Below are 13,072 nucleotides of genomic sequence, written 5' to 3'. Positions count from 1 at the left end.
GCTTATACGTTCTTTGCCAGCCACGACTGCGTGGCGATCTCGTCTTCGCGTTTGCGCTGCGTGCGTTCCTGCGCACGCGCATACGCGACCTCGTGCTGCTCCAGCACCTTGCCCAGCAGCTCGCGCCGCGTCCAGGCCTGGGCCAGGTGCTTCTGCGCGACGGCCATGTCGGCCTCGTGCAACTGCAGGTCGGTCCGGTGCGTATCCGCCAGCGCGAACACGGCCTGCTTGTAATTGCCGCAGTTGATGGCCAGCGCCGGCGACAGCGCGCGTGCGCCGGCCGGCTGCCCCGACGGGCCGCTGTCTTCCGCCAACGCCGTCAGGCGCTCCACGCTGGCCTGGTAGCGCGCACGCGTCGCCTCCTTCTTCGCCAGCGCCGTCTGCATGCGTTCCACTTCGGTGCTGCGCACGCGTACGAGCGTGTCCAGGCTGGTGATCGTCTCGCGCTTGCTCATGCCATCATCGCTTTCAGTTGGTCGACGCAGTCCGCGAACGGCGCGTCTTCGCGCGTGCCCTGGCACAGGAACGCCTCGATGTGCGGGTGCAGCTTCACGGCGCGGTCGGTTTCCGGATCGGCGCCCGGCTGGTACGCGCCGAGCGGGATCAGGTCGCGCACGCGCGCATGCTTCGCCAGCGCGGCCTTCAGCTTGCGCGCCGCCTGGGAGTGTTCCGGCGTCACCACCTGCGCCATGCAGCGGCTGATGGATTGCGCCACGTCGATCGCCGGGTAGTGCCCGCGTTCGGCCAGTTCGCGCGTCAGCACGATGTGGCCGTCGAGGATCGCGCGGGCGCTGTCGACGACCGGGTCCTGCTGGTCGTCGCCTTCCGCCAGCACGGTGTAGATGGCGCTCATGCTGCCCTGTTCGTTTTCGCCGTTGCCGGCCGATTCGACGAGCTGCGGCAGGTTCGAGAACACCGACGGCGGATAGCCGCGCGTGGCCGGCGGCTCGCCCAGCGACAGCGCCACTTCGCGCAGCGCCATCGCATAGCGCGTCAGCGAATCGCACAGCAGCAGCACGTTCTGGCCGCGGTCGCGGAAATGCGCCGCGATCGAGTGGCACAGTTCCGTCGCCATCACGCGCATCAATGGGCTTTCATCGGCCGGCGCCACGACGACGACAGCTCGACGCAAACCCTCCGCGCCGAGCGACTTCTCGACGAATTCGCGCACCTCGCGGTTACGCTCGCCGATCAGGCCCACGACGATCACGTCGGCCACGGTCTGGCGCGTGATCAGGCCGAGCAGCACGGATTTACCCACGCCGGAACCGGCCATCAGGCCGACGCGCTGGCCCTTGCCGAGCGTGAGCATCGAATTGATCGCGCGCACGCCGACGTCCAGCGGTTCTTCCACCGGGGCCTTGCGCAGCGGGTTGACCTTCGGCGGCGTCGTCGACAGGGTTTCCTCTCCACCCAGCTTGCCGCGGCCGTCGATCGGTTCGCCCAGGCCGTTCACCATGCGGCCCATCCACGACGGGCCGATCTGGATGCTGGACGGGCCCGTGGCCGGCAGCACGCGCGCGCCGGTCACGAGGCCGTCGGCCTGCTTGAACGGCATCAGGTACGTGACCTTGTCGCGGAAGCCCACGACCTGCGCGTCGAGCCACGAGCCGTCGACGGTCTCGACGCGGCAGCGCTGGCCCGTGTGCAGGCGGCAGCCCACGCTTTCGAGCAGCAGGCCCTGCACGGCGACGAGGCGCCCGGTGGGCGTCGCGACCGGCGGGGCCTTGATCTCGAGCGCGCGCAGGGTTTCGGCCAGTGCGCTCACTCGGCGTCCTCCTTCGCGGCCGAGTCCAGGCTTTCGCGGACTTGCGTCATGCAGGCGGCGAGGCGGTTCTGGCAGCCGGCGTCCACTTCATGGTCGCCCGCACGAACGCGGCACTCGCCCAGGTCCAGGGCGGGATCGGACATCAGGTTCCACTTCTTGGCGCGCTTCGGATCGAGTTCCTGGATGCGCTTGAGTTCTTCCGGATTCATGAACACTTCCACCTCGTCGCGCGTCGGCGGCATCGCGGCCAGCGCCTCGTCGACGAGGTTCAGCATCTGCACGGGTTGCAGCGCCAGCTCGGCGCGGATCACCTGGCGGGCGATCTTGCCGACCAGGTCCACCACTTCCTTGCGCTGGGCGTTGCGGAATTCGGTCTTCATCTTCTTCAGGCTGCGCAGCATGGCGTCGACCGGCTTGGCCATCTGCTCCAGTTCGGCCAGCGCCTGCTGGCGGCCTTCGGCGATGCCGCGCTCCACGCCTTCGGCATGGCCCGCGTCATAGCCGTCGGCACGGCCTTCGTCCAGTCCGACTTCATAGCCTTCGCGCTGGCCCTGGCGATAGCCGTCGGCCACCGCGCTCTGCCAGTCCTCGGTCGGCGTGGCGGAGGACGACGATTGCGCGCCCTTGGCCGCGCCGGCGGCGATGAACTGCGCCAGCGGCGGGAAGTGATAAGGCCGGAACTGCTTCATTCGGCAGTCGCCTCGGCAAACAGCTGGACTTCGATCTCACCGTTGTCGACGAGCTCCTTGACCTGCGCCATGATCTCCTGGCGCGTCTGCACGATGCGCGACATCGGCACCGGGCCGGAACGCTTCATGAGGTCCTCGAAGCTCTGTGCCTGGCGCTTCGGCATCGCGCCGAGCAGCGCGTCGCGCAGCGCGGGTTCGGCACCCTTGAGCGCGATCGCCCACTGCTCCAGCGGAATCTCGTCGAGCAGGCGGGTGATCGTCTGCTCGGTCTGTTTCGACAGGATGAAGAAGTCGTACATCGACATCTCGATCTTCGACACGACATCCGGATCGTGCGCGCGCAGCAGCTCGACCATCGTGGCGCGGTTGTTCGGCAGGCGGTTCAGGATGTCCGCCGCCTGGCGCACGCCTTCCACGGTGGCGCTCTGCGTGTCCAGCGCGGACAGGCAGCGCTGCACCAGCTCTTCCAGCTCGGTGAGCAGGTCGCGGTCGATCTCTTCCAGGCGCGCCAGGTTCAGCAGGACCATCTCGCGGCTGCCTTCCGGCAGCGCATCGATGATCTGGCCGGCCAGCGCGGGCGGCAGGAAGGCGAGGAACACGGCCTGCATCTGCACGTGTTCGGCGGCGATGTAGTCGGCCAGCCACTTCGGCGATGCGTACTGCAGGCGCGCCATCATCGGGCGGATGGCGTCGCCGTAGATCGTGTTGAGCACGGAATTGGCGATCTCGCTGCCCAGGGCCAGGTCGAGCGAACGCTTCAGGTAGCTGCGCGAAGCGCCGTGCAGGCCGCTCTGCTGGCGGTAGTCGTCGAAGAACTTCTGGATCGAGTTCTTCACGGCGTCGACCTTGATGCCGCTCATGCGGCTCATCACCTGGGTCAGTTCGATCAATTCCTCGCGTTCGAGGCAGCGCAGAACGGCCGCAGCCGGTTCTTCACCAATGGACAGCAATACGATTGCGGCCTGTTCGACCGGGCTCAGCACTGCTTCCTGCACGTCGTTATTGTTCAGATCCGGCATTTTTCTTTTGCACCCATTGTTTGACCACTTCCGCCACCCGCTCCGGCTCCTTGCCCGCCAGGACTTTCAGGTGGTCGACCATCACATCCACGGCCGAGCCGGCCGGAGGCAAATCGTATTCCTCGAGCAGCGCCTGGACCGGCAGCGTGCCGCTGGTCGATGCTGCCGCCGCTTCGTCCGTCAGGGCCGCCGCCGCGGTGGCGCCCGGGGCCGGCAGCGCGCCGGCACTGTGCACGGCACCCGGCAGGGCGTTGCTTGCGCCGGCCTGGACGGTCGCCAGGTTCGGCGCGGCGGCTGCCGCTGCCTGCTGCGGTGCGACGCGCTGGTTCAGCATGCGCATCAGCGGACGCAGGACCAGCAGCCAGCCGAGCAGGGCGCCGAGCGCATACATGCCGTAGCGGACCATGTCGACGATGTTGTCGCGCTCCTGGTACCACGGCTCGACCGCGACCGGGGCCGGGAACGACAGCGCGGACACCGTCAGCACGTCGCCGCGGGTGGCGTCGATGCCGAGGCCGCCGCGCAGGATCTTGTCGATGTTGGCGATCTCGGCCGGGGTCCAGCCCGTCTTCGGCGTCGCGGCCCTGGCGTTGTTCAGCACCACCGCCACCGACAGCTTCTTCAGGCGGCCGCGCGAGCGCTTGATCTGCGTGATGGCGCGGTCGTAGGCGTACTGGCGCGTCGTCGCGTTCTTGCGTGCGCTGCCATCGTCCGCCTTGGCGTTCGGGTCTGCGGCGGCGCCGTTGGCAGCGGCATTCGGATCGGCCGGCGGATTGGCGGCGACCGGAGGACGGTTCGACAGCGTGCCCGGCACGCCCAGCGCCATGCGGCTCTTTTCCATCTCCTCGCGCATCGCTTCGCTGGTGACTTTCGGGTCTGCGCCGTATTTCTCCTGGGTTTCCTCGATCTTGTCGTTGTCGACGTCGGCCGTCACGCTGACCTTGAAGTTGTCGGCGCCGAGCACGGGGCCGAGCAGGCCGGCCACGTTGGCGCGCGCTTCATCCTGGTAGCGCTTGGCGGCGGCATCGCCCTGGGCGGCGCCATCGAAGCCTTCGGTCAGGTCCACCCGCGACGACAGGTAGTTGCCGTTCTGGTCGACGAGCGACACGCGCGCCGGCGCCAGGCCCGCGACGCTGCCCGAGACCATGTTGACGATCGCGGCGATCTGTTCGTTCGACAGCGTGTGGCCGGGCTTGACCGCCACCACGACGGAGGCGGACGACTTGTCGCCGTCGCTGGCGACGAACGACGAGGACTTGGCGATGGCCAGGTGCACGCGTGCCGAGGCGATGGCGTCCAGGGTCTGGATCGACTGCGCCAGCTCGCCTTCCAGGCCGCGGCGGAAGCGCACGTCCTGCACGAACTGCGACACGCCCAGCGGGTCGTTCTTGTCCATCAGCTCCAGGCCGGCCGGCAGCTGCGCGGTCACGCCCTTGGCGGCCAGCAGCATGCGGACCTTGCCCAGCTGGCCGGTCGGCACCATGACCTGGCCCGAATCCGGGTGGATGCGGTAGGGCACGTGCTCGGCGTCGAGCACGCTCATCATGTCGCTGGCGACAACTTTCTCGTGGGCGCCGAACACCGGTTTGTAGCCGGCCTGGTCGTTCCACATGTAGAGCATGACGGCCGCGGTGATGCCGATGGCCAGCACCAGCATCGGGGTCAGGTTCCTGGTCAGCGCGGGCGGCAGGGCCAGGCGCTTGCCGCCGAAGGCGGACTTGAGAGTAGCAATCACGATCGGTTCGTTCCCGTTACACCGGCAGCTTCATCAGCTCGTCCACGGCGCCCATCACCTTGTTGCGGACCTGCATCAGCATGGAGAAGGACAGGTTGGCCTGCTGCGACGACAGCATGGCGCCGACCAGGTCGTCGCTCTTGCCGCTGTCCACGTCGGCCATCTTCTGGTTGGCCACCTGCTGGTCCTGGTCCACGCTGACGAGGGCATTCTTCATGCTCTGCGCGAAGGAGAAGTTGCCGGTGCCATCGCCCAGGGTGGGGTGGCCGGCATTGGCCGCCGGCGCCACGCTGGCGAGGCGGTTGGCATCGTTGGAAAGGGCTGCCAGGTCGGCCCGGATCAGGCCGGCAAGTTCAGTTCCCATCGTGTTCATCGCTCCCATGCTTAAGTTTGCGGATTGTAACTTTTAGTCAATCTTGCTGCGAATGCGGTCGTTTCATTTTCTGCAAGAAACGTTGACATTTAGAAAATTGTTAAATTTTCAGTGTCGTACTGTGGCTTGGTTTCTCTCGCGGAACCGAGGAGAATAGCAGCGGTTTCGTCCGATCCCAGAGTGTAGTTTGTTTTCCCCGGCGCAGTAACCACATCTTACCGTAGGGCAATGGCGAATTCAAAGGGGAAAATCAAATGGCGTGACACAATTTCCCGGGTATAATTGTTGCCCAGAGGAATGAAAAGAAAGCATCTCTGCTTATCATTTTTTTAATTTGACCATGCCGATTGCAAACCCCGACACCACCCTGCAGCACCAAGTGCTCGACCCCTGTCTTCTAGGGCGTCCGGTACATCTGCTGCCCCAGTTTGCGGCGCGTCTCCAGGAAGACCTGGACACTGCCCTGCAGGGCAGCGCGCGCCGTTACTGGGCCGGATGGCGTCTCGAAACCGTTGAATTCGGCCGCGTGCCGCAAGAAAATAGCCTGCGCTGGATGGCCGTATTGGGTGCGTTGGGCACCGTCGCGGTGACTTTCGAGCGTGGTTTATTACTGACACTGTTGGAGCGACGCTACGGTGGACGTGGCGCCGGCGCAACTCAGCGGGACCCGCAAACCGAGCGCGTGACGGCCACCGAAGAAAGATTGGGCGTCGTACTGACGCAACAAATGGTCGATCTGTTGTATGCACGCGTCGCTGCCAATGTGGCAATGGAGGTGGCGCCGCGGCCCATCCAGGCCAATGCGGTGGTGCCTTCGGCAATGCCCGGCGAGAGCAACTGGGCCCTCCGCGTGCAGGTCCGTGATAACAACGACAACACTGGCCAGTTCTGGATCGCGCCCGACCAGCAGCTGATGGCCATGATCCTGGGCACGCTGCGCCTGGAAACTGGCCGCCCGGCCGCCGCGCGCGGTCCGGCCGAGCCCCTTGCGACCAGGCTTCAGGTCAAACTGGACGGCCGCCTGGTCAGCAAGGAAATCACCCTGGGCGCACTGTTCGACCTGAAGGTGGGCGACGTGATTCCGGTGAACGTGGGCCGGGCCGACGTCCTGCTCGACGAGGCGCGGTTGTTTACCGCCGCCGTCGCCGAGCACAAAGGCAAGCTGTGTTTAACCTCTTTTGAAGACGCCGAGTAATCAACATGAACCTGAACGATCAATTCGCTGGTGACGACATCCTCATCGACGACGAGCTGGCGGAAGAAACCGCAGAAGGCAAGCAAAGCGCGGCCGCGGCACCGAAAGCCGCGCCGCGCCTGCCGCAGATGATGCGCCGCATCCCGGTGACGCTGACGCTGGAAGTGGGTTCGGCCCGCATCTCGCTGCAGGAACTGATGGCGATCGGCCCGGACAGCGTGCTGCCGCTCGACGCCATGGCGGGCGAGCCGCTCGTCATCAAGGTCAACGGCGCCGCCATCGGGCGCGCCGAAGTGGTCGTCGCGGGCGAGCAGTACGGCCTGAAGGTGATCGATCTGGACGGCCTCAACCTGGACCTGATCGCGTCATGACGTTGCAATGCCGCGGCGCCGGTTTGCGCCGCTACGCGCCCGCCATCGCGGGCGCCGTTCTTTTGCTGGCCAGCGCAGGCGCATGGGCCGCACCGGACGTGCTGCCCGGCGTGATCCCCGGCTCGTCCAGCGGCCTCACGGTGAAGTCGCAGATCCTGGTCCTGATGACCATCCTCGGGCTGCTGCCCGTGATGGTCATGATGATGACCAGCTTCACCCGCTTCGTGATCGTGCTGTCGCTGCTGCGCCAGGCCCTGGGCCTGCAGCAGGGCCTGCCCAACCGGATCATCACCGGCGTCGCCCTGATCCTCACGCTGCTCGTCATGCGTCCCATCGGCGAGCAGGTGTGGAACGAGGCCTTCGTCCCGTACGACAAGGACAAGATCTCGCTGGAGCAGGCGCTCAAGATCGCCGAGGTGCCGCTGTCGCGTTTCATGCTGGCCCAGACGAGCAAGACGGCGCTGGCCCAGATCGCGCACCTGGCGGGCGAGCCGGCCGAGATGAAGCCGATGGACCGCGGTTTCACCGTGAAGCTGGCCGCGTTCGTGCTGTCCGAGTTGAAAAGCGCGTTCCAGATCGGCTGCATGCTGTTCATTCCGTTCCTGATCATCGACCTCGTGGTGTCGTCGGTGCTGATGGCGATGGGCATGATGATGCTCTCGCCGCTCGTCATCTCGCTGCCGTTCAAGCTCCTCTTGTTCGTGCTCGTCGATGGCTGGACCCTGACCGTGAATACGCTGGTCGGCAGCATCCACGGCATCTAGCATTCATTCCCATGACTCCTGATATCGCCGTCGACTTCGTCGTCGAAGCCCTGCAGCTGGTGATGCTGCTCGTGATGGTGCTGGTGGTGCCGGGCCTCGTGGCCGGCGTCATCGTCGCCCTCGTGCAGGCCGCCACCCAGATCAACGAGCAGACGCTGAGCTTCCTGCCGCGTCTCCTCGTGACGCTGGTGGCCCTGATCCTCGCCGGTCACTGGATGACCGGCAAACTGATGGACTATTGCGTGAGCGTGTTCCAGCGCGCCGCGACCCTGGTCGGCTGATGCTGGAAGTGTCTCACCTGCTGCTGCCGTTCATCAGCGCGCTGTGGTGGCCGTTCTGCCGCGTCATGGCGCTGCTGTCGACGGCTCCCGTCATCGGCGACGCGCTGGTGCCGGTACCGGTGCGCGCGCTGCTGTCCGTGGTGCTCGCGTTCCTGATGCTGCCGCTGACGAAAGGCGCCGTCATGCCGGATCCGTTCTCGCTGGCCGGCGTCGTCGTGATGATCGAGCAGGCCGTGATCGGCGGCGTGATCGGCCTCGCCATGCAGCTGACGATGGCCGTCGTGAACATGCTCGGCTTCCTCGTCTCGAGCCAGGTGGGCTTTTCGATGGCGCAGATGAACGACCCCATGAACGGCCAGCAGTCGGACGTGATCTCGGGCCTGCTGGGCCTCGTCGCAATCCTCGTGTTCTTCGCCGTCGACGGCCATCTCGTGCTCGCGGGCGTGCTGGGCCAGAGCTTCAAGGCGTGGCCGGTCGGCGGCGGCTACAAGAGTCTCCTGCTGGAGACGGTGGCGCTGAACGTGGGCTGGGTGTTCTCGGCCGCGATCCTGCTCGCGCTCCCGATCGTGTTTTCGACGATGGTCGTGCAGATCGGCTTCGGCTTCCTGAACCGGGTCGCGCCGTCGCTGAACCTGTTCTCGCTGGGTTTTTCGCTGGTGACGCTGTTCGGCCTGATGATGCTGGTGCAGGTCGTGCGCTTCATCCCGGAACACTATGTGCAGATGACGAACCAGGTGCTGGAGATGCTCCAGCAGCAGATGGGGGCGGCGCATGGCTGACAATACCGGCGGCGACAAGTCGGAAAAGGCGTCAGCCCAGAAGCTCAAGAAGGCGCGCGAGCAGGGCCACGTCGTCCGCTCGAAGGACCTGGCCACGGCGGTCGGGATCCTGGTGAGCCTGAAGCTGTTCGCGTTCCTGCTCCCGGACTACCTGGAGTCGTTCCGGTCGCTGTTCCGGCTCGTGTATGCGCCGCTGGGTGCGGCCGGCTCGATGGAAAACGCGATGACCGTCGTATGGAGCGGCGCCGCCGTGCTGCTCGTGAAGATGGTGCTGCCGCTCGCCGCCGTGCCGCTCGCGATCGTCGCCGCGAGCCTCGTGCCGGGCGGCTGGGCCGTCTCGACCAGCAACCTGGTGCCGAAGTTCGACCGCTTCTCGCCCGTGAAAAACCTGGGCAACCTGGCGTCCGGCAAGCACTGGACGACGTTCGCGACGTCGGTGGCCAAGGCGGCGCTGCTCGCCGTGGTGCTGGTGCACGTCGTGCGCTCGGCGCTGTCGGCGTGGGTCAACCTGCAGCGCATGCCGCTGTCGGACGCGCTGCTGCACGGCGCAAGCATGATGTTCGACGGCCTGATGGCGCTCGTCGCCGTGTTCGTGCTGTTCGCGCTGATCGACGTGCCGCTGCAGACGTTCCTGTTCGCCCGCAGCCAGCGCATGAGCAAGCAGGAAGTGAAGGAAGAATACAAGAGCACCGAGGGCAAGCCCGAGATCCGTGCGCGCATCCGCCAGCTGCAGCAGCAGATGGCACGCCGCAACGTGAACAAGACGGTGCCGACCGCCGACGTGGTGATCGTGAATCCCGAGCACTACGCGGTCGCGCTGAAGTACGACACCAAGCGTGCGGAAGCGCCGTTCGTGGTGGCGAAGGGCATCGACGAGATGGCCCTGTACATCCGCTCCGTCGCGGCCAAGCACCAGATCGAGACGATCGCCTTGCCGCCGCTGGCACGTGCCATCTACAACACCAGCCAGGTGCAGCAGCAGATTCCCGCCGCGCTGTACCAGGCGGTGTCGCAGGTGCTGAACTACGTGCTGCAATTGAATGCGTTCCGTGCGGGTCGGCGCCAGGCCGCCCCGCGGTTCCCGAATGACGTGGCCGTGCCGGCCGCTTTGAGTGAGGTATCCCCGACATGAATTTCCTGAACAGCTTGATGCTCGAGCTGCGCCGCCAGAAGATCGCCACGCCGGCGTTCCTGCTGACGCTCCTGGCGATGATCATGCTGCCGTTGCCGCCCGCGGTGCTGGACGTGCTGTTCACGTTCAACATCGTGCTGGCGCTGATCGTGATCCTGACGTCCGTCTCGACCAGGCGGCCGCTGGACTTCTCGGTCTTCCCGACCGTCATCCTCGGCACCACGCTGCTGCGCCTGGCGCTGAACGTGGCGTCCACGCGGGTCGTGCTGCTGCACGGCCACGAGGGCACGGGCGCGGCGGGCCACGTGATCGAAGCCTTCGGCAACGTCGTCATCGGCGGTAACTTCGTCGTCGGTATCGTCGTCTTCGTGATCCTCATGATCATCAACTTCGTCGTCGTGACGAAGGGTTCGGAACGTATCTCCGAAGTGTCCGCGCGCTTCACGCTGGACGCGCTGCCCGGCAAGCAGATGGCGATCGACGCCGACCTGAACGCGGGCCTCATCAACCAGGAACAGGCGCAGCTGCGGCGCAAGGAAGTGGCGGCGGAAGCGGACTTCTACGGCGCGATGGACGGTGCCTCCAAGTTCGTGCGCGGCGATGCGATCGCGTCGATCCTCATCCTGCTCATCAACATGATCGGCGGCGTCGCGATCGGCGCGGTGATGCACGACCTGTCGTTCGGCGACGCCTTCCGCCAGTATGCGCTGCTGACCATCGGCGACGGCCTCGTGGCCCAGGTGCCGGCGCTGCTGCTGTCGGCCGCGGCGGCGATCCTCGTCACCCGCATCAGCGATTCGGGCGAATTCGAACAGCAGATCGGCGGCCAGCTGCTGGCCAATCCGAGCGTCCTGTACTCGGCCGCCGGCGTGATGCTGATCCTGGCCATGGTGCCGGGCATGCCGTCGCTGTTCTTCATGGCGTTCGCCGCGGCCATCGGCTACGTCGCCTGGAAGCTGGCGCGCGAAGAAGTGAAGCCGCCGGACGAATCGGGCGTGGCCGCCATCGAGGCCGCGCTGCGCGACGACCGCGTGCCGGAACTCGACTGGCAGCAGCTGCCCGTCGTGCAGCCGATCTCGATCACGGTCGGCTACAAGCTCGTGCACCTGGTCGACAAGGCGCAGGGTGAGGTGCTGACGAAGCGGATCAAGGGCGTGCGCCAGAGCCTGTCCGAGCAGATGGGTCTCCTGCTGCCGGCGATCGGCGTGCGCGACGACCTGACCCTGCGCCCGAACCAGTACGCGATCGCGATCAACGGCACCGTCGTGGCCGAGGGCGAGGTCGTGGCGGAATGCCTGATGGCGATCCCGTCGCCGAACGTGTACGGCGACATCGACGGCATCCCCGGCATCGAACCGGCGTTCGGCATGGCCGTCACGTGGATCGATCCGGAGCAGAAGGCGCACGCGCTGGGGCAGGGCTACCAGGTCGTCGAGGTGCCGAGCGCGATCGCCACGCACACGTCCAAGGTCGCGCGCGACTACATGGCGGAGCTGTTCCGCCACGAGGACGTGCCGGCGTTGATGGAACGCCTCACCGCGCTCTCGCCGAAGCTGGCCGGTGCGCTGGACAAGGCGCTCACGCACACGCAGCTCTTGCGCGTGTTCCGCGTGCTGCTGGCCGAGAACGTGTCGCTGAAGGACATCGTCGTGATCGCGACGACCTTGCTGGACAGCTCGGAAACGACGAAGGATCCGATCCTGCTCGCGGCCGAGGTGCGCTGCGCGCTGCGCCGCCAGATCGTGTCCGGCCTGTACGGCAAGAAGAAGGACATGCCCGCGTTTAACCTGTCGGGCGAGCTGGAAAACATGCTGCTCGGTTCCCTGAACCAGGCGCGCCAGAACAACGGCGGCAAGGTCGTGCTGGACAACTATCCGATCGATCCGCAGCTGCTGCAGCAACTGCAGCTGAACATGCCGGTGGCACGCGAGCAGATGAAGCAGCATCATACGCCGCCGCTGCTCCTGGTGCTGCCGCAGATCCGCCCGCTGCTGGCCCGCTACGCGCGCCTGTTCGCGCCGGGGCTGCACGTGCTGTCGTATAACGAGATTCCCGAGAACCGGGAAGTCTCGATCATCGGCACGGTCGGCTGATCAGGCGCCGGCCTCCGTCGGCAGCAGCAGCGCCAGTTCCGCCATCGCGCGGAACACGGGCAGGCTGAGGGCGGCCGCCGCCTCGGTCGACGGCAGGCGCGCGTGCACCCGGCCTTCCGGCAGGGCGTCGTTCCAGGTCCAGCCGAGCACGCGCAGGCCCGCGCGGCGCACGGCGTCTTCCAGCTGCGGCTGCAGGGCGCGCAGGTGCAGCAGGGTGCCCGGATCAAGCGTGCACACCTCGAGCATGACCCCATCGGCCAGCGGCTCCGCCTGCACCGTGACGACGGTGCCGTCGGCCAGCACCAGCTCCAGGCGCAGCGCGGCACGGCGCCGGCGGCGCTGTGGCTTTTGCGATTGTTCCTCTTCCCCGATCACGCGCAGGTGCTGTGCCTGCGGTCCGCCCGCATGCACGGTGAACCGCCAGGCGTCGGGCGGCAGGGCCGCGAGATCGGCCTGGCGCAGCACGCGCGCATCCAGCCCGCTCTGCAGCAGCGCGCCCGGCAGCGACTGGCCCGACTGTTGCCGGGACGCCTGCACCGCGCGCGTGACGAGCTGGGTGCCGTAGTTGCGCACCATCCCGCGCCACGACGTGGCGAGCGCACCGCCGTCCGGACGCGGCCAGGTCAGCTGGCGCGCCATCACGACCTGGTCGGGACGCATCGCCGCGGCATCGGGCAGGGCATCGCCGGCGGGCAGCGCGGGCGCCGTCTGCGCGGCGGGCAGCGGCAGCGGGATTGCCTCGAGCTCGGCCTGCAGCAAGGCGACCGGGACGGCGGCCGCGACCGCGCCGACCGGCGTGGCCGGCAGGGTGCCGGGCGCGCTCGCCGGGATGACGGGTGGCGGAAGGGCGGGGATGGATAGGCTGGCCATGAT

Annotated in this window: 14 protein-coding genes; 7 read left to right on the top strand and 7 right to left on the bottom strand. The window is 66.8% G+C overall.

What is annotated here, in order from left to right:
* Nucleotides 1-2: 2 nt before the first annotated feature.
* The 6 genes from fliJ to fliE are packed head-to-tail and all read right to left on the bottom strand — an operon-like array spanning nt 3 to nt 5,575.
* On the bottom strand, nt 3-455 hold the full coding sequence (gene fliJ, locus ACEN9G_RS05855) for a flagellar export protein FliJ (RefSeq protein WP_413343263.1): 453 nt from the start codon (nt 453-455) through the stop codon (nt 3-5).
* Nucleotides 452-1,768 (bottom strand): flagellar protein export ATPase FliI, encoded by a 1,317-nt coding sequence (gene fliI, locus ACEN9G_RS05850; RefSeq protein ID WP_413343261.1) that lies wholly within the window; start codon nt 1,766-1,768, stop codon nt 452-454. The genes fliJ and fliI overlap by 4 nt, the downstream gene beginning before the upstream one ends.
* Nucleotides 1,765-2,457: a flagellar assembly protein FliH gene (gene fliH, locus ACEN9G_RS05845; RefSeq protein ID WP_413343260.1), complete on the bottom strand. Its 693-nt coding sequence runs from the start codon at nt 2,455-2,457 to the stop codon at nt 1,765-1,767. The genes fliI and fliH overlap by 4 nt, the downstream gene beginning before the upstream one ends.
* Nucleotides 2,454-3,476: a flagellar motor switch protein FliG gene (locus ACEN9G_RS05840; protein ID WP_413343258.1), complete on the bottom strand. Its 1,023-nt coding sequence runs from the start codon at nt 3,474-3,476 to the stop codon at nt 2,454-2,456. The genes fliH and ACEN9G_RS05840 overlap by 4 nt, the downstream gene beginning before the upstream one ends.
* Nucleotides 3,457-5,211 (bottom strand): flagellar basal-body MS-ring/collar protein FliF, encoded by a 1,755-nt coding sequence (gene fliF / locus ACEN9G_RS05835; protein WP_483126487.1) that lies wholly within the window; start codon nt 5,209-5,211, stop codon nt 3,457-3,459. The genes ACEN9G_RS05840 and fliF overlap by 20 nt, the downstream gene beginning before the upstream one ends.
* Nucleotides 5,212-5,227: 16 nt before the next feature.
* A complete protein-coding gene (gene fliE / locus ACEN9G_RS05830; protein ID WP_413341631.1) occupies nt 5,228-5,575 on the bottom strand; it encodes a flagellar hook-basal body complex protein FliE in 348 nt (115 codons plus the stop codon).
* 349 nt (nt 5,576-5,924) lie between these two features.
* Here fliE and ACEN9G_RS05825 point away from each other — a divergent pair, with 349 nt between their 5' ends.
* From ACEN9G_RS05825 to ACEN9G_RS05795, 7 genes are read left to right on the top strand one after another with little or no spacing between them, the layout of a single operon-like run.
* Nucleotides 5,925-6,779, top strand: a complete 855-nt coding sequence (locus ACEN9G_RS05825; protein ID WP_413341629.1) for a FliM/FliN family flagellar motor switch protein — start codon at nt 5,925-5,927, stop codon at nt 6,777-6,779.
* Between the two features lie 5 nt (nt 6,780-6,784).
* Nucleotides 6,785-7,150: a FliM/FliN family flagellar motor switch protein gene (locus tag ACEN9G_RS05820; protein WP_413341627.1), complete on the top strand. Its 366-nt coding sequence runs from the start codon at nt 6,785-6,787 to the stop codon at nt 7,148-7,150.
* On the top strand, nt 7,147-7,914 hold the full coding sequence (fliP, locus tag ACEN9G_RS05815) for a flagellar type III secretion system pore protein FliP (protein ID WP_413341625.1): 768 nt from the start codon (nt 7,147-7,149) through the stop codon (nt 7,912-7,914). The genes ACEN9G_RS05820 and fliP overlap by 4 nt, the downstream gene beginning before the upstream one ends.
* Before the next feature lie 11 nt (nt 7,915-7,925).
* Complete coding sequence (gene fliQ / locus ACEN9G_RS05810) at nt 7,926-8,195, top strand: flagellar biosynthesis protein FliQ (RefSeq protein WP_036235061.1); 270 nt, start codon at nt 7,926-7,928, stop codon at nt 8,193-8,195.
* Between the two features lie 32 nt (nt 8,196-8,227).
* Nucleotides 8,228-8,974 carry a flagellar biosynthetic protein FliR gene (gene fliR, locus ACEN9G_RS05805; RefSeq protein ID WP_495605551.1) on the top strand — a complete coding sequence of 249 codons (747 nt, stop codon included), beginning with the start codon at nt 8,228-8,230 and terminating at the stop codon, nt 8,972-8,974.
* Nucleotides 8,967-10,106 (top strand): flagellar type III secretion system protein FlhB, encoded by a 1,140-nt coding sequence (flhB, locus tag ACEN9G_RS05800; protein ID WP_413341622.1) that lies wholly within the window; start codon nt 8,967-8,969, stop codon nt 10,104-10,106. The genes fliR and flhB overlap by 8 nt, the downstream gene beginning before the upstream one ends.
* On the top strand, nt 10,103-12,199 hold the full coding sequence (locus ACEN9G_RS05795) for a flagellar biosynthesis protein FlhA (RefSeq protein ID WP_413341621.1): 2,097 nt from the start codon (nt 10,103-10,105) through the stop codon (nt 12,197-12,199). Before flhB ends, ACEN9G_RS05795 begins: the two co-directional genes overlap by 4 nt.
* Here the strand turns inward: ACEN9G_RS05795 and ACEN9G_RS05790 are convergent, their stop codons facing one another.
* The gene (locus tag ACEN9G_RS05790) at nt 12,200-13,069 is read right to left on the bottom strand and encodes a hypothetical protein (RefSeq protein WP_483126486.1); all 870 of its coding nucleotides are present in this window, start codon (nt 13,067-13,069) and stop codon (nt 12,200-12,202) included.
* Between the last annotated feature and the right edge of the window lie 3 nt (nt 13,070-13,072).

It is taken from the genome of Massilia sp. Masssp94, assembly GCF_059491305.1.
Note: the sequence above shows the minus strand (reverse complement) of the source record. Positions and strands in the feature narration are given on the sequence as shown.

Excerpts from the sequence above, each read along its gene's own strand:
- fliJ (WP_413343263.1), bottom strand. The coding sequence starts at position 455 with ATGAGCAAGCGCGAGACGATCACCAGCCTGGACACGCTCGTACGCGTG.
- ACEN9G_RS05820 (WP_413341627.1), top strand. The coding sequence starts at position 6,785 with ATGAACCTGAACGATCAATTCGCTGGTGACGACATCCTCATCGACGAC.
- fliE (WP_413341631.1), bottom strand. The coding sequence starts at position 5,575 with ATGGGAACTGAACTTGCCGGCCTGATCCGGGCCGACCTGGCAGCCCTT.
- fliH (WP_413343260.1), bottom strand. The coding sequence starts at position 2,457 with ATGAAGCAGTTCCGGCCTTATCACTTCCCGCCGCTGGCGCAGTTCATC.
- fliQ (WP_036235061.1), top strand. The coding sequence starts at position 7,926 with ATGACTCCTGATATCGCCGTCGACTTCGTCGTCGAAGCCCTGCAGCTG.
- ACEN9G_RS05790 (WP_483126486.1), bottom strand. The coding sequence starts at position 13,069 with ATGGCCAGCCTATCCATCCCCGCCCTTCCGCCACCCGTCATCCCGGCG.
- ACEN9G_RS05825 (WP_413341629.1), top strand. The coding sequence starts at position 5,925 with ATGCCGATTGCAAACCCCGACACCACCCTGCAGCACCAAGTGCTCGAC.
- ACEN9G_RS05840 (WP_413343258.1), bottom strand. The coding sequence starts at position 3,476 with ATGCCGGATCTGAACAATAACGACGTGCAGGAAGCAGTGCTGAGCCCG.
- flhB (WP_413341622.1), top strand. The coding sequence starts at position 8,967 with ATGGCTGACAATACCGGCGGCGACAAGTCGGAAAAGGCGTCAGCCCAG.
- fliP (WP_413341625.1), top strand. The coding sequence starts at position 7,147 with ATGACGTTGCAATGCCGCGGCGCCGGTTTGCGCCGCTACGCGCCCGCC.
- ACEN9G_RS05795 (WP_413341621.1), top strand. The coding sequence starts at position 10,103 with ATGAATTTCCTGAACAGCTTGATGCTCGAGCTGCGCCGCCAGAAGATC.